Source organism: Streptomyces sp. NPDC000594 (assembly GCF_040299965.1).
Classification (GTDB): domain Bacteria; phylum Actinomycetota; class Actinomycetes; order Streptomycetales; family Streptomycetaceae; genus Streptomyces.
This window is the reverse complement of sequence record NZ_JBEPCY010000005.1, coordinates 206,869-230,624: the sequence shown is the minus strand read 5'-3', so window position 1 is coordinate 230,624 and position 23,756 is coordinate 206,869. Positions and strand designations below refer to the sequence as shown.

General features: G+C 72.1%; 18 protein-coding genes. 2 read left to right on the top strand and 16 right to left on the bottom strand.

Annotation, left to right across the window (positions count from 1 at the left end):
- Positions 1-83 precede the first annotated feature (83 nt).
- From ABT354_RS10275 to ABT354_RS10245, 7 genes are all read right to left on the bottom strand, one after another.
- Positions 84-1,298, bottom strand: a complete 1,215-nt coding sequence (locus ABT354_RS10275; RefSeq protein ID WP_351491547.1) for a Gfo/Idh/MocA family protein — start codon at positions 1,296-1,298, stop codon at positions 84-86.
- Between the two features lie 54 nt (positions 1,299-1,352).
- The gene (locus ABT354_RS10270) at positions 1,353-2,417 is read right to left on the bottom strand and encodes a substrate-binding domain-containing protein (protein ID WP_351491545.1); all 1,065 of its coding nucleotides are present in this window, start codon (positions 2,415-2,417) and stop codon (positions 1,353-1,355) included.
- Positions 2,418-2,476: 59 nt separating this feature from the next.
- Entirely contained in the window at positions 2,477-3,592 is a 1,116-nt protein-coding gene (locus ABT354_RS10265; RefSeq protein ID WP_502983378.1) for an ABC transporter permease, read from the bottom strand.
- A gap of 31 nt (positions 3,593-3,623) precedes the next feature.
- Positions 3,624-5,141 carry a sugar ABC transporter ATP-binding protein gene (locus ABT354_RS10260; protein WP_351491543.1) on the bottom strand — a complete coding sequence of 506 codons (1,518 nt, stop codon included), beginning with the start codon at positions 5,139-5,141 and terminating at the stop codon, positions 3,624-3,626.
- A gap of 142 nt (positions 5,142-5,283) precedes the next feature.
- A complete protein-coding gene (locus tag ABT354_RS10255) occupies positions 5,284-6,465 on the bottom strand; it encodes an ROK family protein (protein ID WP_351491541.1) in 1,182 nt (393 codons plus the stop codon).
- 218 nt (positions 6,466-6,683) lie between these two features.
- Positions 6,684-7,292 (bottom strand): NUDIX hydrolase, encoded by a 609-nt coding sequence (locus tag ABT354_RS10250; RefSeq protein ID WP_351491539.1) that lies wholly within the window; start codon positions 7,290-7,292, stop codon positions 6,684-6,686.
- Positions 7,293-7,360: 68 nt separating this feature from the next.
- The gene (locus ABT354_RS10245; RefSeq protein ID WP_351491537.1) at positions 7,361-8,308 is read right to left on the bottom strand and encodes a beta-ketoacyl-ACP synthase III; all 948 of its coding nucleotides are present in this window, start codon (positions 8,306-8,308) and stop codon (positions 7,361-7,363) included.
- Between the two features lie 290 nt (positions 8,309-8,598).
- Here ABT354_RS10245 and fdhD point away from each other — a divergent pair, with 290 nt between their 5' ends.
- The gene (gene fdhD, locus ABT354_RS10240) at positions 8,599-9,441 is read left to right on the top strand and encodes a formate dehydrogenase accessory sulfurtransferase FdhD (RefSeq protein WP_351492032.1); all 843 of its coding nucleotides are present in this window, start codon (positions 8,599-8,601) and stop codon (positions 9,439-9,441) included.
- Between the two features lie 79 nt (positions 9,442-9,520).
- On the opposite strand, the gene ABT354_RS10235 is transcribed toward fdhD, so the two are convergent.
- Complete coding sequence (locus ABT354_RS10235; RefSeq protein ID WP_351491535.1) at positions 9,521-9,916, bottom strand: (2Fe-2S) ferredoxin domain-containing protein; 396 nt, start codon at positions 9,914-9,916, stop codon at positions 9,521-9,523.
- 301 nt (positions 9,917-10,217) lie between these two features.
- Here ABT354_RS10235 and ABT354_RS10230 point away from each other — a divergent pair, with 301 nt between their 5' ends.
- A complete protein-coding gene (locus ABT354_RS10230; protein WP_351491533.1) occupies positions 10,218-12,041 on the top strand; it encodes an AMP-dependent synthetase/ligase in 1,824 nt (607 codons plus the stop codon).
- A 148-nt stretch (positions 12,042-12,189) separates the two neighbouring features.
- Here ABT354_RS10230 and ABT354_RS10225 read toward each other — a convergent pair whose 3' ends face one another.
- The 8 genes from ABT354_RS10225 to ABT354_RS10190 all read right to left on the bottom strand — a co-directional run bounded on the left by ABT354_RS10225 (position 12,190) and on the right by ABT354_RS10190 (position 23,567).
- Entirely contained in the window at positions 12,190-13,467 is a 1,278-nt protein-coding gene (locus ABT354_RS10225) for a CU044_5270 family protein (protein ID WP_351491531.1), read from the bottom strand.
- Positions 13,468-13,473: 6 nt separating this feature from the next.
- The gene (locus tag ABT354_RS10220; protein ID WP_351491529.1) at positions 13,474-14,034 is read right to left on the bottom strand and encodes an RNA polymerase sigma factor; all 561 of its coding nucleotides are present in this window, start codon (positions 14,032-14,034) and stop codon (positions 13,474-13,476) included.
- A gap of 239 nt (positions 14,035-14,273) precedes the next feature.
- Positions 14,274-15,380 (bottom strand): PQQ-dependent sugar dehydrogenase, encoded by a 1,107-nt coding sequence (locus ABT354_RS10215; protein WP_351491527.1) that lies wholly within the window; start codon positions 15,378-15,380, stop codon positions 14,274-14,276.
- Positions 15,381-15,451: 71 nt separating this feature from the next.
- Positions 15,452-17,200 (bottom strand): carbohydrate-binding protein, encoded by a 1,749-nt coding sequence (locus tag ABT354_RS10210; RefSeq protein WP_351491524.1) that lies wholly within the window; start codon positions 17,198-17,200, stop codon positions 15,452-15,454.
- Positions 17,197-19,377, bottom strand: a complete 2,181-nt coding sequence (locus tag ABT354_RS10205; protein ID WP_351491522.1) for a discoidin domain-containing protein — start codon at positions 19,375-19,377, stop codon at positions 17,197-17,199. The genes ABT354_RS10210 and ABT354_RS10205 overlap by 4 nt, the downstream gene beginning before the upstream one ends.
- Positions 19,374-21,422 carry a glycosyl hydrolase family 28 protein gene (locus ABT354_RS10200; RefSeq protein ID WP_351491520.1) on the bottom strand — a complete coding sequence of 683 codons (2,049 nt, stop codon included), beginning with the start codon at positions 21,420-21,422 and terminating at the stop codon, positions 19,374-19,376. The genes ABT354_RS10205 and ABT354_RS10200 overlap by 4 nt, the downstream gene beginning before the upstream one ends.
- A gap of 10 nt (positions 21,423-21,432) precedes the next feature.
- Positions 21,433-22,260, bottom strand: a complete 828-nt coding sequence (locus tag ABT354_RS10195) for a Tat pathway signal sequence domain protein (RefSeq protein ID WP_351491517.1) — start codon at positions 22,258-22,260, stop codon at positions 21,433-21,435.
- A 5-nt stretch (positions 22,261-22,265) separates the two neighbouring features.
- On the bottom strand, positions 22,266-23,567 hold the full coding sequence (locus ABT354_RS10190; RefSeq protein ID WP_502983388.1) for a glycoside hydrolase family 88 protein: 1,302 nt from the start codon (positions 23,565-23,567) through the stop codon (positions 22,266-22,268).
- Positions 23,568-23,756: the final 189 nt, after the last annotated feature.

The following is a 23,756-nucleotide window of genomic DNA, read 5'->3' as shown; positions in this document are numbered from 1 at the left end:
GTACGGGCCGTGCGGACGGTGCAAACAGTGCAGGCGGTACGGGCGCTGCAAACAGTGCGGGCGGTACGGGTGCGGGTGCGGGCTCACCGGCCCTGCGGTACGGGAACGTAGACGGCGTTGCCGCGGGCGCTCTCCTCCACCGCCGCGAGGACCCGCTGCACCTGGAGCCCGTCGGCGAAGGAGGGCTCGGGATCGACGCCCCGGGCGATGGCCTGGATCAGATCATGGGCCTGATGCGTGAAGGTGTGCTCATAGCCGAGTGCGTGACCGGGCGGCCACCACGCCCGAAGATACGGATGGTCCGCCTCCGTGACCAGGATGCGCCGGAAGCCCGAGGACGCCGCAGGCTCGGTGTGGTCGTGGAACGACAGCTCGTTGAGGCGTTCCAGGTCGAAGGCGAGGGAGCCGCGTTCGCCGTTGATCTCGAACCTGAGCGCGTTCTTCCGGCCGGAGGCCATCCGGGTCGCCTCGAAGGAGGCGAGCGCCCCCGACGTCAGCCGCCCGTTGAAGAGCGCCGCGTCGTCCACGGTCACGGGCCCCAGACCGCCGGAGGGGATACCCCGGCCGCCGCCCGTGGCGACCGCGAGCAGCGGCCGTTCCCGGACAAAGGTCTCGGCGAGGGCGCTCACCCCGGTGAGCCGCTCCCCCGACAGATACTGGGCGAGATCCACGATGTGCGCCCCCAGATCGCCCAGGGCGCCGGATCCGGCGTGTTCCCGCTGGAGCCGCCAGCTGAGCGGGGCACCCGGATCGACCAGCCAGTCCTGGAGGTAGGTGAACCGCAGATGCCGCAGGGCCCCCAGCCGGCCCTCGGCGATCAGCCGACGGGCGTGCGCGACGGCGGGCACCCGGCGGTAGTTGAAGCCGACCATGGCGATCCGTCCGTCCCGCCGGGCGCGGTCCGCCGCGGCGCACATCGCCTCCGCCTCGGCGACCGTATTGGCGAGCGGCTTCTCGCACAGGACATGCTTCCCCGCCGCCAGCGCGGCGACGGCGATCTCCGCGTGGAGGTCGCCCGGTGCGCAGATGTCCACCAGCTGCACATCGTCCCGGGCGACCAGGGCCCGCCAGTCGGTCTCCGCCGCGGCCCAGCCATGGCGGTGGGCGGCGGCGCGCACGGCGGAGCGGTCCCGGCCCGCGACGGCGGCGAGCACCGGGCGCAGCGGCAGATCGAAGACGCGGGAGACGGTGCGCCAGCCCTGGGAGTGGGCGGCGCCCATGAACGCGTATCCGACCATGCCGATGCCCAGTGCGGGCGGGCCGCCGTCCGCGCTCCCGCTCTCTTCCGTACGGTCCATGCGGTCCTCCTTGTCGTTCCTGGCGTCGGTCTGCTCGATGGCGGGCGGGGGCGGTCAGCGGAAGCCGGTGGGCAGGTACCGGTCGACGTTCTCCCGGGTGACGACGGCGGAGTAGAGGGTGATCGAGGCGGGGATCTCCTGTTCGGACATGCCGCCGATGCCCTTGCCCTGGGCGAGGGCGCGGGCGATGTCGATGGCGGATGCGGCCATGGTCGGGGGGTAGAGCACGGTGGCCTTGAGGACGCTGTCGTCGGCCTTGATGGCGTCCATCGCGGAGCGCGCCCCGGCGCCGCCGACCATGAGGAAGTCCTTCCGCCCGGCCTGGGCGATGGCGCGCAGGGCCCCCACGCCCTGGTCGTCGTCGTGGTTCCACAGGGCGTCGAAGCGGCGTTCGGCCTGGAGCAGCTGGGCCATTTTCGCCTGGCCCGACTCGACGGTGAACTCCGCCGCCTGGCGGGCGACCTTGGTGATGTTGGGGTAGTTCTTGAGGGCGTCGTCGAAGCCCTGGGTGCGCTGGCGGGTGAGTTCGAGGCTGTCGACCCCGGCGAGTTCGATGACACGGGCGCCGCGCCGGTCCTTGAGCCGTTCGCCGATGTACCGGCCGGCGTTGAGGCCCATGCCGTAGTTGTCGCCGCCGATCCAGCAGCGGTACGCCTGGGGCGAGGCGAAGACCCGGTCGAGGTTGACCACCGGGATGCCGGCCTTCATGGCCTGGAGGCCGACCTGGGTGAGGGCCTTGCCGTCGGCGGGGAGGACGACCAGGACATCGACCTTCTTGTTGATGAGGGTCTGGATCTGGCCGATCTGGGCGGCGGTGTCATTGGAGCCCTCGGTGATCTCCAGGGTGACATCGGAGTACTTCCCGGCGCGGGAGCGGGCGTTGTCGTTGATGGCGTCGAGCCAGCCGTGGTCGGCCTGGGGTCCGGCGAAGCCGATGGTGACGGGCTTGCCGGGGCGGTCGTCGGCGACGGGGGCGGCGCGGTCGCCGGCGGGGTCCTTCCGCTCCTTGGGCTCATTGCCGGTACAGCCGGTGAGCACGGCGGTGGCGGAGACGGCGGCGGTGCCGAGGAGCATGCCCCTGCGGCTGGGGAGGCGGCTGGGGAGGGGGATTTCCGGCATGGGTGGACCAGCCCTTCCAAAGGGGTCGCGGAACAGAAGCGGCGGCGGCGGTCGTGGGTTCAGCCGTCCCGGCCGCGCAGCGCGCGGTGCTGGATCAGCACGGCGAGGACGATGATGGCGCCCTTGGCGATCTGCTGGACCGCGCTCTCCAGATTGTTGAGGGCGAAGATATTGGTGATGGTGGTGAAGATCAGGACGCCGAGGACGGAGCCGGTGACCGTGCCGCGCCCGCCGCTGAGGAGGGTGCCGCCGATGATGACCGCGGCGATGGCGTCCAGCTCGTACAGATTGCCGTTGGTGTTCTGGCCGGAGCCGGAGAGGACGACGAGCATGAAGGCCGCGATACCGCAGCAGAGGCCGGAGAACAGATAGAGCAGCAGCCGGTGCCGGTGGATGTCGATCCCGGCCAGCCGCGCCGCCTCGGCGTTGCCGCCGACGGCGAGGGTGCGGCGGCCGAAGGTGGTCCGGTTGAACAGCAGCCAGCCGACGGCGACGACGCCGGCGAAGACCAGGACGAGCGGGGGGATCCCGAGGACATAGGAGTCCTTGACCCCGAGGTCGAGGACGGAGTCGACGGTGACCATCTGGGTCCTGCCCTCGGTGATCTGGAGGGCGAGACCGCGGGCCGAGGCGAGCATGGCGATGGTGGCGATGAAGGGGACCAGTCCGCCGTAGGCGATGAGGACCCCGTTGACCAGTCCGCAGCCGGTACCGACGGCGACGGCGGTGAACAGGATGCCGGTGAAGCCGTACTCCTGGGTGGCGACGGTGGTGGCCCAGACGGAGGCCAGGGCGACGATCGCGCCGACGGAGAGATCGATGCCGCCGCCGGTGATGACGAAGGTCATGCCGACGGTGACGACGCCGATGATGGACGCCTGGGTGAGGATGAGCTGGAGATTGCCGGTGTCGAGGAAGGCGTCGGGCTCGGTGATCCCGCCGAGGGCGATCAGCGCGGCGAGGACGCCCAGCAGGGAGAGGGTGCGGAGGTCGGCGCGGAACAGGGGGGCGCGCGGGCGGTGCGGTGCCCCGGCGGCCTCCCCCCGGTCCGCCGACGGCTTGCCCGGATCCACCAGCGGCATGTCCGGGGCCACCGCCGGCTTGCCCGGGTCCATCGGTGGCATGTCCGGGTTTCCGGGGGCGTGCGGCCGTACCGGGTCGGCGGGCTGGCTCATTCCGACGGGCTCCCTTCCGTCAGCGAGGGGGTCATGAGGCCATCACCAGGTCGAGCACCCGGTGTTCGTCCAGGTCCGCCGCGGCGGCGGTGTGCACGACCCGGCCCTCGCGCAGGACCAGCACCCGGTCGGCGAGACCGAGCACCTCGGGCACCTCACTGGAGACCAGGAGGACGGCGAGCCCGTCGTCGGCGAGCGCGCGGATCACGGCGTACAGCTCGGCACGGGCCCCGACATCGACGCCCCGGGTGGGCTCGTCCAGCAGCAGTACCTTGCAGCCGCGCAGCAGCCAGCGGGCGAGGACGGCCTTCTGCTGATTGCCGCCGGAAAGATTGCGGACGGGGATGCCGGGGTCGTCGGGGCGCAGCGCGAGGGAGCGGGTGGCGCCGCGCGCCGCCGCGCGTTCGGCGGCGCGGTCGATCCAGCCGCCCCGGGAGAAGCGGTCCAGACAGGCGAGGGTGACATTGCGGGTGACGCTCTCGGCCGGCAGCAGCCCCTGGGCCTTGCGTTCCTCGGGGGCGAGTCCGATCCCGGCGCGGACCGCGGACCGTACGCTGCCGGGTCGCAGCCGCACCCCGTCGACCAGGACCTCTCCGGCGGTGGGGCGGCGGGCACCGTACACGGTCTCCAGGATCTCGGAGCGGCCGGAGCCGACCAGGCCCGCGAGGCCGACGATCTCTCCCGGGCGCAGTTCGAGGTCGAGGGAGGCGAACTCGCCCGCGCGGGTCAGGGAGCGCACACGGAGCACGGGTTCCAGCGGGTCCCGCGCCGCCGGGGGCGCGGCGGGCCGGGGCGGGAAGGCGTATTCGACGTTCCGCCCGGTCATCAGGGCGACGATGTCCCGGGTGGGGGTGGTCCGCGCGGGCAGCCCGGTGGCGACGGAGCGGCCGTCCTTGAGGACGGTGACCCGGTCGCCGATCCGGCGGATCTCCTCCAGCCGGTGGGAGATGTGGACGACGGCGACCCCGGCGGCGGTGAGGTCGCGGACCACCCGGAAGAGGTTCTCCACCTCGTCGGGGTCGAGGGCGGCGGTGGGTTCGTCCATGACGATGAGCCGGGCGTCATGGGAGAGGGCGCGCGCCAGGGAGACGATCTGGCGCCGGGCGGCGGAGAGCGAGCCGACGGCGGCGTCCGGGTCGATCCCGGGGTGGCCGAGGCGGGTGAGGAGCCGAGCGGTGGCCGCGCGGGCGACCGAGGCGCGGACCAGGAACCCGGCGGTGGTGGGCTCCTGTCCGAGGTGGATGTTCTCGGCGACGGAGAGCCCTTCGACCAGGTCGAGTTCCTGGTGGAGGGTGGCAATGCCGCGGCGCAGGGCCGCGATCGGCGAGCGCGGCGCGAAGGGGGTGCCCCGCCAGCGGACCGTACCGCCGTCGGGCCGGTGGACCCCGGCGAGCACCTTGATCAGGGTGGACTTCCCGGCGCCGTTCTGGCCGAGGAGGCAGTGGGTCTCTCCGGCCCGTACCTCCAGATCGACGCCGTCGAGGGCGCGGACCCCGGGAAAGGACTTGGTGATGCCGTCCATGGTGAGCAGGGATGGTTCCGGTGCCATGACGAATCTCCTCGGCGTTGGCGGCCGGTGAGCGGTGTCGTGTGCGCGGACACTTCGGATGCGGCGGTACGGCAGGCAGTACGGCGGTACGGGGGTACGAGGTGCGCCGCCACGGCCTTGCCCGTGCTGGTGCTGCTACGGGTCAGGCGGGCGAGAACAGATGGTCGCTGATGAGCCGGGCCGCCCCGGTCACCCCGGCGATCGGCCCCAGCTCACCGAGGACGATCGGCAGATTCCCGGTGGCCAGCGGCAGCGACTGCCGGTAGACCTGGGTCCGTATGCTGGCGAGCAGGGTGTGGCCGAGACCGGTCACCCCGCCGCCGATCACCACAAGGCCCGGGTTGAAGAAGCTGACCAGCCCCGCGATGACCTGGCCGACCCGGTCGCCGCCCGCCCGTATCAGCTCCAGGGAGACGGTGTCCCCGGCCGCCGCCGCGGCGGCCACATCGGCGGCGGTGAGCCGGCCCGCCGCCGCCAGCCGGTCGGCGAGCCCCGGTGAACGGCCGGAACGGGCCGCGTCCTCGGCGTCCCGGGCCAGCGCCGAGCCGCTGAAGTGGGCCTCCAGACAGCCCTTGTTGCCACAGGCGCAGGGACGGCCGGAGGGGTCGACCTGGATATGCCCGATGTCCCCGGCGCTGCCGGTCGTCCCCCGGTGGACCTGACCGCCGACGACGATCCCGCAGCCTATGCCGGTGCCTATCTTCACGCAGAGGAAGTCACCGACGGAGCGGGCCACCCCGGCGTGCTGCTCCCCCATCGCCATGAGGTTCACATCGTTGTCGACCAGGACGGGGCAGCCCAGCTCCTGGCTGAGGGCCTCACGGACCGGGAAACCGTCCCAGCCGGGCATGATCGGGGGCGCGACCGGCACGCCCTCGGGAAAGCGGACCGGGCCCGGCACACCGACACCGGCGCCGTCGAACCCCTCGGCGAGCCCGGTGGCCCTGAGCTTCGCCGCCATCGACAGTGCCTGCTCGAAGACGGCGACCGGGCCATCCCGGACATCCATGGGGTGGTTGAGGTGGCCCAGCACCTCCAGCTCGGCATTGGTGACGGCGACATCGATGGAGGTGGCGCCGATGTCGATCCCGAGGAAGCGCAGCCGGGGGGCGAGCCGGATGGTGTGGGAGCGCCGCCCGCCCCGGGAGGCGGCGAGTCCGTCGGCGACCACCAGCCCGGTCTCCAGCAGCCGCTCGACCTCGACGGCCAGTTTGGAACGGGACAGCTCGACCAGATCGCCGAGCTGGGCACGGGAGCTGGGCCCGCCGTCGCGCAGCAGCCGGAGCAGCCGCGCCTGATGGGCGTTGGCGGGTCGAGCGGTCATGCGTCTCAACTGCCCCTCCCCTGGCCCCGGGCAGGGGGCTTCCCCGCTGCCGACGGTGGTCGTTCTTTCGATGGAACGTAGCAGCGGTCGACCCAAGGGGGAAGAACTTCAGCGGAGTTGACTACAGACTTCTTCCACACCCGGGACAAAGAAGGGCGGGAAAGGGGCCTTCACGACCAGAGGGACCACGTATGCCCCAGGAGGACGACACCCGGGGCTCAGGCCCCGGGCAGCCCCCGCGCGACCTCGTCCACCAGCCGGTCGAGAAAGACCCGCTGCCCGGCCACCAGCTTCTCCCGGGCCTCGGCGATCCCGAACCACTCGGCACGGTCGATCTCGGGGAACTCCTCCGTCCGCCCGGAGTGCGGGGGCCACTCCAGGGTGAAGGTGCCGGGTACCACCAGGGAGGTGTCCAGATCGCCGGCGAGCGCCCAGATGGTGACGATCTTGCCGCCGCTCTGCCGGGCCTCGCCGAGCGGCAGCCACCGTCCGGCGGGCGGCGCGAGACCCAGCTCCTCCTCGAACTCCCGGCGGGCCGCCGCCTCGGGCGTCTCCTCGGGGGTGTACTGCCCCTTGGGGATCGACCACGCGGAGGCGTCACGGCCCTGCCAGTAGGGCCCTCCCATATGACCGAGCAGGACCTCCAGGCCGGCCGCGCCGGATCGCGCACCGGCCCCCGTACCGACTCCCGCGGACACCGGGGCGCCGCCCGGACCAGCTGCGGAGACCCCCGTACCCGTACCCGACGGATCGTTTCCCCTGGTGGTCCCGCCGGGCGTGGTCCGCTCCCGGAAGAGCAGCAGTCCCGCGCTTCGCTTCTCCGCCATCCCCCCAGTCTGCGCGCGGCCCCGTCACCGGGCCCGCCGGCTCTACCGGCCGGAGGCGTTTTGGCAGGTCAGGGGCAGCGCACTACCTGGCCGGCATAGGAGAGGTTGCCGCCGAAGCCGAAGAGCAGCACCGGGTCGCCCGAGCGGATCTCGCCGCGCTCGACCAGCTTGGCGAGGGCCAGCGGAATGGAGGCCGCCGAGGTGTTGCCCGACTCCACCACATCGCGGGCGATGACCGCGTTCACGGCGCCGATCTTCTGGGCGACGGGCTCGATGATCCGGAGGTTGGCCTGGTGGAGGACGACCGCCGCCAGATCCTCGGGGCGCACTCCGCCGCGCTCGCACACCTTGCGGGCGATGGGCGGCAGCTGGGTGGTGGCCCAGCGGTAGACGCTCTGGCCCTCCTGGGCGAACCGGGGCGGGGTGCCCTCGATCCGTACCGCGTGCCCCATCGAGGGCACCGAGCCCCAGAGCACCGGGCCGATGCCCGGCTCCTCGCCCTCCCGTACCGCCTCGATCACGGCGGCCCCCGCGCCGTCGCCGACGAGGACACAGGTGGTGCGGTCGGTCCAGTCGGTCACGGCCGTCATCTTGTCCGCGCCGATCACCAGGGCGCGCCGGGCGGCCCCGGCACGTACCGCGTGGTCGGCGGTGGCCAGCGCATGGGTGAAGCCGGCACAGACCACATTCACATCGATGACCGCGGGCGACTCCATGCCCAGCCGGGCGGCGACCCGGGCGGCCATGTTCGGGGAGCGGTCGATGGCGGTGGAGGTGGCCACCATGACGAGATCGATGTCCGCGGGGGTGAGCCCGGCGGAGGCGAGGGCCTTGGCGGCGGCGTGGGCGGCCAGCTCGTCGACCGGCTCCTCCTCCTCGGCCCGGTGCCGGGTATTGATCCCGACCCTGCTGCGGATCCACTCGTCGCTGGTGTCGACCAGCGCCGCAAGGTCGTGATTGGTCAGCACTCCGGCGGGCTGGTAGTGCCCGAGTGCGGCGATGCGTGAGCCGGTCATGGTTGGGAGTCCCCTCCGTGCGGGCAGGTGAATGCCCCAGTCTTCGCTGCTACCGCCCGGTACGACGGCACGCGATCCCACAGGTTCCACCGCGGTTATTTGGAGCTTCCCGGAGTGTGCTGACCCGGCGCGGCCGTCCTGCCCGCCACCTGCGCCGACCCGGCCGTCCATGGCGATGGGACCCGCGCCCGGTGGGGTTGCACCGTGGGGCGGGCCTGGGGGACGGCTGGAGCGGTACGGGAGAATGGGACGGGTCCAGCCTGCCACACGACATGAAGCGGAACCGATACATGGGACGGGTCACCGAGCGCCGCCGCACCCTCCGGATCAGGGACGGCCGGGCCAGCGCCCGCCCGGACACCCTGGTGGCGGAGGAACCTCTGGAGATCAGGGTGAACGGGCGCCCGCTCGCGATCACCATGCGCACCCCCGGCGACGACTTCGCGCTGGCGACCGGGTTCCTGGTCAGCGAGGGTGTGATCGGGGCGGCCGACGAGGTGCGGGGGATCACCTACTGCGAGGGGGCGACCGAGGAGGGGGTCAACACCTACAACGTGGTGAACGTCCGGCTCGCCCCGGGGGTTCCGGAGCCGGGGCCGGAGCTGGAGCGCCGGGTGTACACCACCTCGTCGTGCGGGCTCTGCGGCAAAGCCAGCCTGGACGCGGTCCGGACGGCGGGCCGCCACCCCGTCGCCGACACCCCCCGGCTGCGGCTGACCCCCGCGCTCCTGTCGGAGCTGCCCGACCGGCTGCGGGCGGCCCAGCGGATCTTCGAGCGGACCGGCGGGCTGCACGCCGCCGGGCTGTTCTCGGAGGACGGGGAACTGCTGGACGCGCGGGAGGACGTGGGGCGGCACAACGCCGTCGACAAGCTGATCGGGCGGGCGCTGACCGACGGGCGGCTGCCGCTCTCCCGGTCGGTCCTGCTGGTCTCGGGGCGGGCCTCGTTCGAACTGGTGCAGAAGGCGGTGATGGCCGGGGTGCCGGTGCTGGCGGCGGTCTCCGCGCCGTCGTCGCTCGCCGTGGACCTGGCGGCGGAGAGCGGGCTGACCCTGATCGGCTTCCTGCGCGGTCCGCACATGAACGTGTACACGGGTGAGGAACGGATCGTTCTGGAGGAGCACCCGGGATAGCGGTACGGACCGCTGTCCCGGCCGGCGGTCGGGACAGCGGGACCCTCAGCGCTGGTCGGTGGTCGGGACGGCGGGACCCTTAGCGCCGGTCGGTGGTGGGGGCCGGGATGGTCTGGAGCGCCAGGGCGGCCGGGAGTTCGGCGCACCCCGGGCCGCCCGCGCGGACCCAGTCGAGGATGTCGTCGAGGGCGTCGTCGTCCAGGGCCCAGCCGATCCAGGTGGCACGGGCGCCCCGGCGGCGGGCCTCGGCGGAGGGCTGGACCACGATCACATTGGCCTGGCCGCAGGGGCCGAGGCAGTCCGTGGTGCGGACCGCGATCCGGCCACCGGACGCGGCCGCCGCCTCGCGCACCCGGCGCAGCTGACCCTCGTGGTCGGTGCCGGGGTGCTTGCGGGCGTCGCCGCAGCAGCAGCCCCGGCAGACGACGACGGTGCAGGGGCGGGAGCGGAAGGAGCGTATGCCTGAGCTGGTCACCGGGTGATCCTCTCAGGCGGGGCCGGGGTGCGGTACGGGGCGCCCGCCCGGCAGGGGGAGCCGCGTCCGGTGGTGGCGATTGTGTGGACGTTCCCCGGCCCCCTCTCACCGCTTGTCCACACCCCGGCCCGCCGTGCCCCTCCCGCCCCCCGAGTGGGCTCGTGTTTCCCGTCCCGACCCGCGATGACCTGTGGTGACCCGGGCGGACGCCCGTTCCCCAGCACTTCGCCAAGTACCACCCGGCGGCCACCGTCCTGGGGTACCGTCGCGGCGCTGTGCGGAGCACCACAAGGAGCTGGCCTTGCGCGACTTCTCTGTCCCTCCTCTCGATGCGCCACCGCTGGTCGGCGGGGTGGCCGACACCGTCTTCGACCGCGGCGGGGGTGATCCCGGGCGGATCGTCCTGGGACGCGCGGACGCCACGGGCCACTGGCGGGACGTGAGCGCGGCGGTCTTCCGGGACGAGGTGCTGGCGCTGGCCAAGGGGCTGCTCGCGGAGGGGGTGCGGTTCGGCGACCGGGTGGCCCTGATGTCCCGTACCCGTTACGAGTGGACCCTCTTCGACTTCGCCCTCTGGGCGGTGGGCGCGCAGTCGGTGCCGGTCCATCCGACCGCCTCGGCGGAGCAGGTGCTGTGGACGCTGTACGACGCGGAGGTCTCCGCGTGCGTGGTCGAGCACGAGGACCACGCCATGACCGTGGGATCGGTGATCGACCGGCTGCCGCTGCTGAAGCGGCTCTGGCAGCTGGACGCGGGGGCGGTCGGGGCCCTGATGGTGGCGGGGGCCCCGATCGACGACGAGGTGGTGCACCGGCACCGGCGGGCGGTGACCCCGGAGTCCACGGCGACGGTCGTCTACACCTCGGGGACCACCGGCCGGCCCCGGGGGTGTGTGCTCACCCACGCCAATCTGATGTTCGAGGCGGACACGCTGGTGGGGGGCTGGGAGTCGGTGTTCCGCTCCGGGCCGGGCGAGGATCCCGCGACCCTGCTGTTCCTGCCCCTCGCGCATGCGTTCGGCCGGGTGGTGCAGGTGGCGGCGGTACGCGGCGGGATCAGGCTCGGCCATCATCCGCTGATCCGCGACGAGGCACTGCTCCAGCGGGTGGCCGCGTTCCGGCCGACCTTCCTCCTCGGGGTGCCCGCGGTCTTCGAGGCCGTCTTCCACGCGGCACGGCGGCGGGCGGAACGGGAGGGCAGGGGCGAGTCGTTCGAGCGGGCGGTCGAGGTGGCGGTGGGCTATGCCGAGGCCCGGGAGGAGCGGGTGTTCGACCGGGGGCCCGGCCCGTCGGCGGGGCTGCGGGCCCGCCACCGCTTCTTCGACCGGGCGGTCTACGGCGGGCTGCGCCGGACCATGGGCGGCAGGGTGCGGTACGCGATGTGCGGCGGTTCGGGTCTCGACCGGCGGCTGGGGCTGTTCTTCGCGGGCGCGGGGGTCACGGTCATCGAGGGGTACGGGCTCGCCGAGTCGACGGCGGCGGCCACGGCGAACCCGCCGGACCGGCCCCGCTTCGGCACCGTGGGCCGTCCCCTCCCCGGTACCTCGGTCCATATCGCCGACGACGGCGAGGTCTGGCTGCGCGGCCCCCATGTCTTCTCGGGGTATCTGGGGGACCGGCGGGAGACCGAGGCGGTGCTGCGGGACGGCTGGCTGGCCACCGGGGATCTGGGGTCGCTGGACGACGACGGCTATCTCACCATCACGGGCCGGCGGAAGGAGATCCTGGTGACCTCCGGCGGCCGGAGTGTGTCACCGCAGCCGCTGGAGCAGGCGGTCGCCGTCCATCCGCTGGTGGCGCAGTGTCTGGTGGTGGGTGACGACCGGCCGTATGTGGCGGCGCTGGTCACCCTGGACCCGGAGGCGGTGGAGCACTGGCTGACCATCCAGGGGCGGCCGGTGCCGCCCCCGGCGGAGCTGGTGCGGGATCCCGGTCTGGAGACGGAGATACGGCGTGCGGTGGTCGCGGCGAACGCCCGGGTCTCCCACCAGGAGTCGATCCGTACCTTCCGGATACTGGCACGGCCGTTCACCGAGGAGCAGGGGCTGCTCACCCCGTCGCTGAAGCTGCGGCGGAAGGCGATCGAGGCGACCTACGCACGGGAGGTGGCGGCGCTGTACCCCTGACCCGGTCGGGATGGGGGGACACGGCACCCGCCGCCCGGGAAGGGGGTCCCGGGCGGCGGGTGCGCGCTGGGCGCGGCGGGCGACCGGCCCCCCGTGGGTCGGGTCGCACACCGCGCCGGGCCGGGCGCGAGGTCCCAGGGCGCGGTGGTCAGCCGCGCCGGTCGGTCTTCTCCTCGCCACCCTTGCGGTCGTCGTCGCCGTCGCCGTCGCCATCGCCGCCACCGTCGACCGGTCCGGGCTCGGGGGCCTTGTCCGGGTCGTGGTCGATCTCCGACCGGGGCGGGTCCAGATCCTTGTCGAACGGCGGCGGGGTGTCGGTCCAGGTGTTGTCGACGATGGTGGTGTAGCCCTTCAGCTGCCCCTTGTTGTGGTAGCCGTCGCTCTTGGTGGCCAGGGTGAGGGTGCCGAGCGCGACCCCGGTCTTCCGGTCGAGGACGAGCTGGAGCTCCTCGTTGCCGTCCCAGGTCCGGATGGCGACGCCATGGCCCTCACGGCCGGAGCGGTCCTTGACGGTGCCGAGCGCCCGCACCCCGGGCTCCTCGGCGAGGACCCGGTAGGCGGCGGCCCGGAGTTCGGGTCCGGCGGGCATGGCCGTGGCGATCTCGATCGCCTTCCAGACCGTCAGCTCCCGCAGATGCTTCTCGGGGGCGTCGAACTCCTTCTCCACCAGCGCCCGCAGATGGGCCTTCAGCTCCTTGGTTCCGGTGGGCAGCTTGCGCAGTTCGGCGATGTCGATCTCGCCCATCGGGACGGTGTCGCCGGAGCCGCCGGGCGCGTCCTGGGCCAGCAGGCCCTTGCCCTTCCAGCTGAGGCGCAGCTCGGGCCAGTTCTTCGGCGCCCCGGCGGCCCGCCAGGCCGCCTCGTCCGCCTCGGAGGCGGGCCGGGTGCCCGTGTCGGTGTACTCGGACCAGCGCTTGTTCTCGTCCCGGGCGGTCCAGGTCCGGCTGCCGGTCCGCTTGTCCAGGCGGTAGCGGACGCCGCCGTCCTTCCCCCGGACCTGGGCGAACTGACCCGAGTGCTCCGACCGGTACCAGTAGGCCCCGGTCTTGTCGTCTCCTTCCTTCTCGACCTTCGCCGCCGCCGCGAGCAGGAAGTCCCGCGCGGTCGGCCGTGCACCGGGGGCGGCGCTCACCGGGTCGTCCCCGGAGTCGGGACCGGAACCGCCGCCGGAGGGGATCAAGGTCACCGCGATGGCGGTGGCGGCGGCGGCCGATACCAGCCCCACACCCCAGCGGGGGCGGAGCCACTGCGGGGTACGGGGGCGGGAGAGGGCCGCTTCGGCCGGCTTGGTACGGCCCTCGGGCCCGGCGGTCATGGCGGCGGTCAGCTCCCGGGTCCGGACCGCGGGGTCGACGGGCGCGTTCCCGTCGAGATGCGGGGGCCGGGCGGCGGCGAGCCGCCGCAGGACATCACGTTCGCGTTCCATGGTGGTTCACACTTTCTCTCGTACCCGCGCGCTCTCCGCGGGCGCCGGACGGTCGGCGGGGGCGGTGCCGGTGCCCGCGCCGGCGGCCCGGGTGAGCCGTCGGCGGGCCCGGTGGAGCCGGACCCTGAGCGTGGCCGCGGAGCAGCCGACGACCTTCGCCGCGTCGGCGGGCCGCAGTCCGTGCCAGGCGGTGAGGACGAGGATCTCGCGGTCCTCGTCGGGGAGGGTGGCCAGCGCCGTCAGCAGGGCGTTGCGGTCGGCCACGTCGTCGGCGATGTCGGCCGCGCTGTCGTGGTCGGACCGTTCGGTCCAGTCGCGGAACTCGGCCGCCAGTGATTCCCTTCTCACCTCCGCCCGCACGGTGTCGCGCAGAACATTCCGCGCGACACCGAGCAGCCAGGGCAGCGGGGCGGGGGGAAGATCCGCCCGTCGCCGCCAGGCGATGGTGAAGGTCTCGCTCACCACCTCGTCGGCCACCTGCCGTCCGGCTCTGCTGACCACATAGGCCCATACACGCCCACGGCAGGCGTCGTACATCGTGGTGAAGCGGTCCGCTTCGTCTGCCACCGCCCGCACCTCCGTCCTCGGGTTTTTCCTCGGTCACCAGGAAGTGGTCCGGCGGGGCCGAACGTTACCGACGACCGGGAAAAGATCCTCCGGCCCGGCACACGGGAACGGGCCCGCCCCAGGAGGCGGACCCGTTCCCAGTGATCGAAGAGGTGGTGCCGGACGGTACGGGTCAGCCGACGGTGGCCCGTACCAGGCGCTCAGCCGACGGTGACCCCGGGCAGGCGGTCACCGGGCGGTCAGCCGACGGTGACCCGGAGCAGGCGGTCGGATCCGGCGGGCTGGCCGCCGTTGCCGTCGGTATTGGTGGTGGAGATCCAGAACTCGTTCTTCCCCGGCGTCCTGGTGACGGACCGGAGCCGGCCGTAGGAGTTGGTGTAGTACGCCTTGGGGGTGCCGGTGTTCTCGTTCGCCGGGTCGATGGGGATCTGCCAGAGGCGTTTGCCGCGCAGCGATGCCATGTACACCGCGTTGTCGACGATGGCGATGCCGCTGGGCGAGGCCTCGGCGACGCCCCAGGTCCGCTTGGGGTTGGTCATGCCGGCGACCTGGCAGTCGCCCTCGCAGCTGGGCCAGCCGTAGTTGTGGCCGGACTTGATGAGGTTCAGCTCGTCCCGGGTGGACTGGCCGAGTTCGGCGGACCAGAGCCTGCCCCGGGAGTCGAAGGCGAGGCCCTGCGGGTTGCGGTGGCCCAGGCTGAAGACGGCGCTGTCGAAGGGATTGCCGGGGGCGGGCCTGCCGTCCCGGGTGAGGCGGAGGATCTTTCCGTTGAGGGAGTTGCGGTCCTGGGCGAGGGCGGGGACCTGGGCGTCGCCGGTGGCGGCGTAGAGATGGCCGTCGGGGCCGAAGGCGAGGGCGCCGCCGTTGTGGAATCTGGCCTTCTTGATGTCACCGACGAGCTTGCGGTAGCCGCCGAGGGTGCTTCCGTCGTAGGTCATACGGGCGATGCGGTTGCCCTCGGAGGAGGTGTGCATGAGGTAGACGAAGCGGTTGGCGGACCACTGGGGGTCGACGGCGATGCCCATGAGGCCGCCTTCGCCGCCCGTGGTCTGGGACTCGGGTACGGTGCCGATCTCCTTCTTCGTCCCGGACGGGGTCACGGAGAACACCTTGAAGGAGTTGCGCTCGGTGACCAGGGCGGCGGATCCGCCGGGGAGCCAGGCGGCTCCCCAGGGGATGGTCCAGCCGTTGGAGACGGTGGCGACGGCGCCGGGGTTGCCGCGGGTGGCGGCGGGTGCCGGGGGCGCCGGCTCGCCGGCGGCCGCGGTGGGGACGAGCCCGGCGAGCAGGGCCGCCGCTCCGGTCAGCGCCAGGGCGGCGAGTCCGCTCCGGGGGGTCGGGGTCATGCGGGGCCTCCAGTGGGGGGACAGGGGGGCAGGACCGGTCGGGGTGGTCGGGACCAGGCAGGCCGAGGCGGTCAGGACCGTTCGAGGTAGTCGAGGTTGGGCGCCCCGTCGGCGGTGGTGGCGGTGGCCCGGACGGTGTTGGTGCCCGCCTTCAGCGGCACGGTGAGGGTGACGTCCCGCCACCCCGTCCAGGTACCGGTCGAGTCGAAGGCACGACCCGCCGCCACCACCGTCCCGTTCACCGCGATATCCATCGGACGGCCCGCCGCCGTCCCGTTCGCGTACCGCAGGGTGACCGCCGTGTCCCCCGCGCTCGGTGCCGACACCGTCCACTCCACATAGGCGCCCACCGCGTTCGCCGTGTTCACGAAGCCGGTGCCGCTGAAGCCGGCGTGGTTGGAGTCGACCGTGGATCCGGCGCTGTAGGTGGCGGTCTCGGCCTCGTACCGCTGGGGCGCGGGGCCGCCGTCGCCCGGGGTCGCGCGGATCAGACGGGTCTCGCCGGGGCGGAGGGTGACGCTGTAGGAGCCGTTGACGACTCCGGTGCTCTGGCCGGACCAGAGGTCGGTGATCCTGGCGGGGCCGCTGATACCGGCCTGGGCCCAGGTGACGGCGACGGTCTGGTTGCCGGTGGTCCCGGTGTTGAAGAGGGCGATGACGGTGTCGCCGTTGGCCTGGCGCTTGAGCCAGACCTGCTGGTTGCCGGAGTTGACCACACGGCGGGCGGCGATGCCGTCCTGGTTGACGGCGATCAGGCGCTCATTGCCGAGGATGGCCCGGTCGGTGGCGGTGAGCTGGGTGAGGTCGGAGCCGATGAGCAGCGGGGACGCGGCCATCGCCCAGAGGGTCATATGGCTGCGGCGCTGGTCGGAGGTGAGTCCGATCTGGTCGCCGTTGCCGATCTGGAGGGAGTCCAGATCGTTCCAGCCGCCGGGTCCGGCGTACTGCTGCCAGTTGGCGGCGGAGGTGAAGCGAGAGGTGATCTTGGACCAGTTGGTGAGGGGGAAGCCGCTGCCGTTGGCCCCGGGGCCGCAGTAGCACTCGACATCGCCCTGGGTGCGCCAGCTGTTGGCGAGCTGCCGCCAGGTGGGGGCGTCGGCGATGGCGAGGTTGTTGGAGAGCGCGTAGTTGATGGGGCGGCCGGTGGCGCGCAGGGCCCGGTCCCAGGCGCGGACATCGGGTATGTCATGGCTGCCCACGCCGTCGATCTTGAGGTAGTCGACCCCCCAGTCGGCGAACTGGCGGGCCCAGGAGTTCACGAACTCCTGGGAGCCGGGCTTGCTGTAGTCGATGTAGTACATGTTCTTGCAGTTGTAGTTCTTCTCCTGCCGGGTGGTGTCGGCGATGTCCTTGGCCCGGTAGGAGGTGCCCTCGATGGGGGTGTTGCGGGTGACGGCGTTCTTGGCGATGCCGGGGGTGACATAGAAGCCGAACTTCAGCCCCTTGGAGTGGATGTAGTCGGCGAGCGCCTTGATCCCGGAGGGGAACTTCGCCTCGTCGACGGCCCAGCGGCCGTACTGGTCCACGACAAACCCGTTGGCGTCGCACTTCTGGTAGAAGTCGTCCAGGTTGACGTAGACATACCCCTTCTCGTGGAGGCCGCTCGCGATCAGCGCGTCCGCCTGGGCCTTCATCTTGGCCTCGGTGGGCCAGCGGCGTACGAAGCTCCAGCTCGACCAGCCCATGGCGGGCCGCAGGGAGAGCCCGTTGTCGGAGGCGGCGGCGGGCGGGGGTGCGAGGGACTGGCCCGTGGCCGCGAGCGGCAGGGCGAGGGCGACGGCGAGGGCACAGCGGCCCAGCGCGGCTCTGATCGCTGTCATGGGGACTCCACATCGAGTCGGTCGAGGTTGGGTGCGCCGTTCGCGGTGGTGGCGGTGGTACGGATGGTGTTGGTGCCCGCCTTCAGCGGCACGGTGAGGGTGACGTCCCGCCACCCCGTCCAGGTACCGGTCGGGTCGAAGGCACGACCCGCCGCGACCACCGTCCCGTTCACCGCGATATCCATCGGACGGCCCGCCGCCGTCCCGTTCGCGTACCGCAGCGAGATCGCCGCGTCCCCCGCGCGCTCCGCCGACACCGTCCACTCGACATGGGCGCCGGTGGCGTTGGGGGTGTTGACGAAGCCGGTGCCGCTGTAGCCGGTGTGGTTGGAGTCGACCGTGGACCCGGTGGCGTAGGCGGCGTCCTCCGCCTCGTACCGCCGCGGGCCCGGTCCGGGGCCGGAACCGGAACCGGCGTAGGCGGTACCGATCCAGGCCTCCTCGATCCGCAGCCGCTTGTACCGGCTGGTGTCACTGGCGGCGGCATGGGTGTTCACGACCTCCAGCCGGACATGGCGGGCGGTGGCGGCGGGGATGTCGAGGGTGACCACGCCCCTGCGGCTCGCCAGCGTCCCGCTCTTCACCGGGCTGCCCCAGGAGCTGCCGTCCTGGCTGAGATAGATCCGGTAGTCCTTGATCCGGGCGGACTGCTCGGTGGCGGAGCGGGCGTAACTGACCGAGTCCTCGCGCTGGTTGAGGGCGAGATAGCGGACCGGGCGCGGGCCGCCGAGGTCGAAGCGGAGCGAGACGGGGGTGCTCCGGTCGCTGTCCCAGTAGGTGCGGTGATCGCCGTCGGCGGCCGCCGGGGCGCCATGGCCGCTCGCCGACGCGCTGGCACCGAGGGTGTACGAGGAGCGGGGGAGGATGCCCTCACGGCCCTGCGTGGTGACCTTGAGGACGGTGTCGTACGGGTCCCAGGCGGTGAGCCCGGTGAGGGTCAGGGTGCCGTCGCCCTGGGTGTACGCCACGGGGGCGCCGGTGCGCAGATCGCTGACGGCCGTGACCCGGTAGCCGTTGTCCCGGAGGCGGAGGGTGGAGCCGGTGGGCGGGGTCAGCACATGGATGTAATGCCGGTCGGGGTCGGCGCGGCTGACGGTGGTGACGCCATGGGCGCCGTCGTTCCAGAAGCCGGGGGTGAGCCCGCCGTGCAGATAGCCGCCGCCCTCGGTGCCGGCCAGGGATTCCCGGATGGCGTCGAGATAGCCGTCGGCGAAGGTGTTGAAGGCCGCCTGATTGCTCGGGAACACCCCGTTGACCTGCGCGGTCTCGGCCATCAGGGCCTTGACGGAGGATCCGGCGTTGGTGATCAGACGGCCCAGGGTGAGCTTGCGGTCGACGGCCGGGTTGGAGCCGTCGTACCACCAGGCCCCGGTGGCGGGGAGCTTGAAGTCGGCCTCGATCAGCCGGGGTGCCGCGGTGTAGACGGCCTGGGGGTAGTCGTACGCCGGGGACATGCCGGTCTTCTGCTCATTGCTGATCATGTCCATGATCGGCGTGTCCTCGTTGTTGTTGCTGATCGTGTAGTGCGGGCGGCGCTGGTAGACCTTGGCGTAGAGGTCGTTCCGCTCCCAGTACGCGTTGTCGTTGTCGATCCAGAAACCGGCCAGCTCCGGATAGCGCTCCATCACCTCGAAGAAGAGGTCGTAGGAGTACTCGCCGAAGCCGTCCCGGGTGTGCAGATCGACGGTGCGCCCCTTGTGGCGGGAGTACGCGGCCGAGTCGAGCCACTCATGGCCGCCCTCGTTGTGCCACTGGGGGTCGTCGGTCATATAGAGGATGGTCTTCAGCCCCTTGGCGCGGGCCGCCTCGATCACCTCGCCGAGGAAGTCCCGCTGGGTGGCACAGCTGCCGGGGATCCGGGACGGCCAGGGGCGGGCGTAGCCGAGTCTGCTGTGGAAGGTGGCGAGGACCAGGTACTGGGCGTGCAGCTTCTGTGCCTCCCGCACCCAGTAGTCGGCGTTCCAGCCGCCGGCGGTGACATCGCGTTCCCAGGCGGAGCAGCTGGTGTGGGCGGGGGCGGTGCGCAGTCCCCAGTGGAGGAAGAGCCCCGCGGTGGCTCCGCGCAGAAAGTTCTGGCGCGGGTGCTCCACCTCGGCGTGGGCGGGGGCCGTGACGGTGAGCGCGCCGAGCAGCAGCGCGCCCACCGTCAGCAGGATCGCCCAGGGGCGACGGATCATGCGGGGCCGTCCAGATAGTCGAGGTTGGGCGCGCCGTTCGCGGTGGTGGCGGTGGCCCGGACGGTGTTGGTCCCGGCGGTGAGGGCCGCGGGGACGGTGACCGTGCGCCAGCTGGTCCAGGCTCCGGTGCCACCGAAGGAGACCCCGGTGGCGACGGTGGTCCCGTTGACGGTGATGTCCAGGGGACGGTCGGTGGTGGTGCCGTTGGCGTAGCCGAGGGCGAGGTTGGCGGTACCGGCGGTGGTGGCGGTGACGGTCCACTCGACATAGGCGCCGGTGGCGTTGGGGGTGTTGACGAAGCCGCTGCCGCTGTAGCCGGTGTGGTTGGAGTCGACGGTGGATCCGGCGGCGTAGGCGGCGCTCTCGGCCTCGTACCGGCGGGGGGTGGGTCCGGTGGGTTCGCAGTTCTGGCTGGAGCCGGTCGGGGAGACCCGCAGGGCGCCGCCGGAGGTGTTGGCGCCGCCGGTGACGCAGTAGCCGGCGACGCTCTGGAAGATCAGCTCGGCGGGGCTGGCGCTGCCGCGCTGGGCGGTGAGACGGTCGAAGCGGATGCGGCTGCTGTTGCTGGCGATGACGGCGGGGCGGCCGTCGTTGGCGCCGAAGCGCAGCTCGCTGTCGATGAAGCGGAGGTTCTCGGCGTTTCTGATGTACCAGCCGTAGGCGGGGCGGGTGCCGATGGAGTTGGGGTTGTAGTTGGTGGGCTGGTTGCTGGGCGGGGTGGTGGCCATGGTGCCGTTGCCGCCGGGGACGGTGATGTCGACGTTGTCGAAGGTGATGTTCCTGATCCGGCCGCTGCCGGACTCGCCCCAGAGGGTCGGCGAGAAGCCGGCGGCCTTTCCGTTGGCCCGGATGTTGGTGTACGTGATGTCGCTGATGGAGCCGACCCCGGGGTTGTTGCCGCAGCGCTTGCGGGTGCCGACCTTCTGCATGATGGGCGATTTGACGTCCGTCATGGTGATGTCCTTGTAGTGGACATCGGAGATCTTGGAGCCGTCCATGGAGACCATGCCGAGGCCGGATTTGTCGGAGCCCTTGATGGTGATCCGTTCGAATCGGTAGTCGGTGAAGTCGCCGCAGGTCTCGGAGCCGAACATCAGGGCGTTGCAACAGCCGGCGGAGAGATAGGAGTCGGTGACGGTGACATGGCCGTTGGTGAGCTTGGCGCCGAGGGCGTAGTCGCTCTTGAAGGCGAGGGCGTCGTCGTTGGCCTCGTAGTGGGCGTTGGTGATGCGGACATTGGTGGTGTTGATGACGTTCCAGCCGTCACGGTCCATGGCGGTGTCGATGACCAGCCGGTCGGAGACGACGTTGTCGCAGTCATTGATGAGGGCCGCGAAGTGGCCGCCCTCGCGCAGCGTGATACCGCTCAGGGTGAGGTTCTTGCAGCGGGTCAGCGAGATGATCTTGTCTGCCTCCCCGGACTTGGGGTTGCCGGTGATCAGGGCGCCGTCGCCGTCGATGACACCGGAGCCGGTGAAGCCGATGTCGGTGAGGTTGTCGCCGTAGATCATGGCGTTGTGGAAGTGGCTGTGGCCGTAGTCCTGGTAGTCGTCCCAGGGGTTGTTCTCGGGCGGGTCGTAGGTGTCCGCGGCGTTGCCGCTGATGGTGGCGCCCGCGTCCAGATGGAGGGTGACCCGGCTCTTCAGATGGATGGTGTTCTTGGACTCATAGGTCCCGGAGGGGAAGCGGACGATGCCCCCGCCCGCGCTGTTGGCCGCCGTGATGGCGCGGTTGATGGCGCCGGTGTCGTTGGTGGAGCCGTTGCCGACGGCGCCGTGGTCCCGGACGTTGAACTCGGCGGCGCGGGGCGGGGGCACGGTGACATGGTCGCCGCCCCGGAGGGGGGCCGCGGAGGTCACGGTCCGGCCGTCCCGGGCGGGAGCGGCCGGGCCGGCGGGGGTCACGGCGGCGGACGCCGGGAGGGCCGCGGGGCCCGGGGCGGCCACGGGATCCGGGACCGCCGCGGTGGCCGGGGGGTGGAGGGCGCCCACCGCCATCGCGATCCCGAGGACCGCCGTCGCGGCGGCTGTGCGAAGGCTCTTCATGCCGTCCTCCTCAGACGAGCTGGTAGCCACGCATGTTGGTGAGGAGCAGATAACAGTCCTGGAGCGACCCGGAGCTGTCGCCGAGGGAGCGGTAGATGCCCCACTTGGGCCGGACCCGGTCGGCGAGGAAGGTGTCGACGCCGGTCCGGGTGGTGTCGACGATCGTGGAGCCCCGCTGGGAGAGGGCCCAGCGGGCGGAGCCGGAGGTGCCGTTGCCGATCTTGAGGTCGAAGACCACATCGGTCCAGGTGTTGTGGAGCGGGGCGAGCGCGGTCCGGCCGACCAGGATGTTCGGCTCGAAGATCTTGAGTTCGATGGTCTGCTGCCCGTTCACCCGGCGCAGCGACTGGACCACGATCGGTCCGGTCCCCGGGCCGGGCTGCTTCATCTGCATGATGTGGGTGAAGGTGGTGGTGGCCTTGAGGCTGCTGGGGATGTACATCGAGTAGCTGACCCGCCAGGTCTCGCCCTGCCTCCACTGGAGGAAGGAGTCGCCGCTGCGGCAGCCGGTGACCTCGTGGCGCTGACGGTCGGTGCTGGTGTCCCGGTCCCGGGTGTGCATGGTGAACCGGAAGTTGTCGCCCTCGGTGGTGATGTGGGGGCCGTAGGACGTGTGGGAGTCCGCGCGGTCGTCCTCAAGGGTCTCGAACGCACGCAGTCCGTCGCGGCTCGCGGACGGAGACCACTTCAGCTGCCACGAGGCCGCGGGGGCGGGCGTCGCGAGGGCGGGGGCCGCGTGGGCCGGGACCGCGTGGGCGGGGGCCGCGAGGTTGGGGAGTCCCACCGCGACCGCGCCGCCGACAGCCGCGCCGAGAAGGGTCCTGCGTGATGTGTTCATGCTGATCACCTCATCGCGAGTTGCTCATTCATGATCAGGAACGCGCCGAGGCCATGGAGGTCGTCGGTCCGGCGCTCGCGCTGTACGTAGTAGGCGTAGTCACCGACGTTGGTACCGATGGAGATGTCGGCGAGCCGGGTCCGGCCGTCGGCGCCGAGGGAGAGCTTCGCCAGGACCCCCTGGTACCCCCGGCGGGCGACGGTCTCGTAGCGCGCGTCCACATAGCCCTGCCGCGCGGCGCGGAAGAGGGCGAAGGTGAACATGCTGGAGCAGGAGGTCTCGGTCCAGTTGTCGCTCCGGCCGCCCTGGTCGACCACCTGGAACCAGCGGCCGGTGGCCGGGTCCTGGTACCGCTCGATCCCGGCGGCGAGATCGCGCAGCAGGGTCAGCAGCCGCTCCCGGCGGGGGTGGCCGCCGGGGACGGCGTCCAGGACATCGACCACGGCCATGGAGTACCAGCCGATGGCACGGCACCAGTGCTCGGGGGCGAGCCCGGTCCGGGGGTCCGCCCAGGGCTGCCGCCGGGACTCGTCCCAGGCGTGCCGGAGCAGCCCGTTCGCCGTCTGGAGCCGGGTGCCGTAGACGGCGAGCTGGCGGGTGGCCTCGTCGGCGGCGTAGCCGGCGTCGCCGAACTGCTTCCCGTACTCCACCAGGAAGGGGGTGACCATATAGACGCCGTCGGCCCACAGCTGATGGTGGCGGGAGGCGGAGGTGGAGTGCCAGAAGCCGCCCTCGGTGGTACGGGGGTAGGTGTTCAGCCGGTCGCGGATCGTGCGGGCGGCCCGCTGGTAGCGGGCGTGGCCGGTCTCCCGGTGCAGCACGGTCAGCAGCCGGCCCGTCTGCATGCTGTCCAGATGGCCGAAGCTCTGGCCGATGTTCCCGGCGGAGTCCACGAACCGGTCCACATAGCTCTTGATGTACGCCAGCAGACGGGGGTCGCCGGTGCGCCGGTGGACCAGGTACTGGCCGTAGAGGTAGAGGCCGACGGGGTAGGACCAGCCACCGATGGAGGCGGGGGTGAAGCGGGCCATGGTGGACTCGACCACCGCCGTGGACCAGTCGGTGGTGCCGGGGCCGCCGTCGGTGGTGAGGGAGTCCAGATTGGGCCCGCCGTCGGCGCCGGTGGCGGTCAGCCGTACGGTGTTGGCGCCCCGCTCCAGGGGGACGGTGACGGTCCGGGTGCGCCAGCCGGTCCAGCCGCCGGTGGGGCCGAAGGAGAGTCCGGCGGCGACGGTCCGGCCGCCGACCGCGAGATCGAGCGGCCGGTCGGCGGTGGTGCCGTTGGCGTACCGGAGGGTGACCGGCACGGATCCGGCGGCGGGGCGGTCCACGGTGAACTCGACATGTCCGCCGGGCACATTGTCGTAGTCGACGAAGCCCCGGCCGGTGAAGCCGGGGTGATCGCTCTCCACGGCGCCCCGGACGATCGCCGCGTCCTCGGCCTCGTACCGGACCGGTGCGAGCGGCACCCGGGGCCCCTCGGGGACGGTGGCCCG

What these genes read in the sequence shown, in the direction of transcription:
- ABT354_RS10275 (WP_351491547.1), bottom strand. Translation starts at nt 1,298, where the DNA reads ATGGACCGTACGGAAGAGAGCGGGAGCGCGGACGGCGGCCCGCCCGCA.
- ABT354_RS10270 (WP_351491545.1), bottom strand. Translation starts at nt 2,417, where the DNA reads ATGCCGGAAATCCCCCTCCCCAGCCGCCTCCCCAGCCGCAGGGGCATG.
- ABT354_RS10265 (WP_502983378.1), bottom strand. Translation starts at nt 3,592, where the DNA reads ATGAGCCAGCCCGCCGACCCGGTACGGCCGCACGCCCCCGGAAACCCG.
- ABT354_RS10260 (WP_351491543.1), bottom strand. Translation starts at nt 5,141, where the DNA reads ATGGCACCGGAACCATCCCTGCTCACCATGGACGGCATCACCAAGTCC.
- ABT354_RS10255 (WP_351491541.1), bottom strand. Translation starts at nt 6,465, where the DNA reads ATGACCGCTCGACCCGCCAACGCCCATCAGGCGCGGCTGCTCCGGCTG.
- ABT354_RS10250 (WP_351491539.1), bottom strand. Translation starts at nt 7,292, where the DNA reads ATGGCGGAGAAGCGAAGCGCGGGACTGCTGCTCTTCCGGGAGCGGACC.
- ABT354_RS10245 (WP_351491537.1), bottom strand. Translation starts at nt 8,308, where the DNA reads ATGACCGGCTCACGCATCGCCGCACTCGGGCACTACCAGCCCGCCGGA.
- fdhD (WP_351492032.1), top strand. Translation starts at nt 8,599, where the DNA reads ATGGGACGGGTCACCGAGCGCCGCCGCACCCTCCGGATCAGGGACGGC.
- ABT354_RS10225 (WP_351491531.1), bottom strand. Translation starts at nt 13,467, where the DNA reads ATGGAACGCGAACGTGATGTCCTGCGGCGGCTCGCCGCCGCCCGGCCC.
- ABT354_RS10215 (WP_351491527.1), bottom strand. Translation starts at nt 15,380, where the DNA reads ATGACCCCGACCCCCCGGAGCGGACTCGCCGCCCTGGCGCTGACCGGA.
- ABT354_RS10210 (WP_351491524.1), bottom strand. Translation starts at nt 17,200, where the DNA reads ATGACAGCGATCAGAGCCGCGCTGGGCCGCTGTGCCCTCGCCGTCGCC.
- ABT354_RS10205 (WP_351491522.1), bottom strand. Translation starts at nt 19,377, where the DNA reads ATGATCCGTCGCCCCTGGGCGATCCTGCTGACGGTGGGCGCGCTGCTG.
- ABT354_RS10200 (WP_351491520.1), bottom strand. Translation starts at nt 21,422, where the DNA reads ATGAAGAGCCTTCGCACAGCCGCCGCGACGGCGGTCCTCGGGATCGCG.
- ABT354_RS10195 (WP_351491517.1), bottom strand. Translation starts at nt 22,260, where the DNA reads ATGAACACATCACGCAGGACCCTTCTCGGCGCGGCTGTCGGCGGCGCG.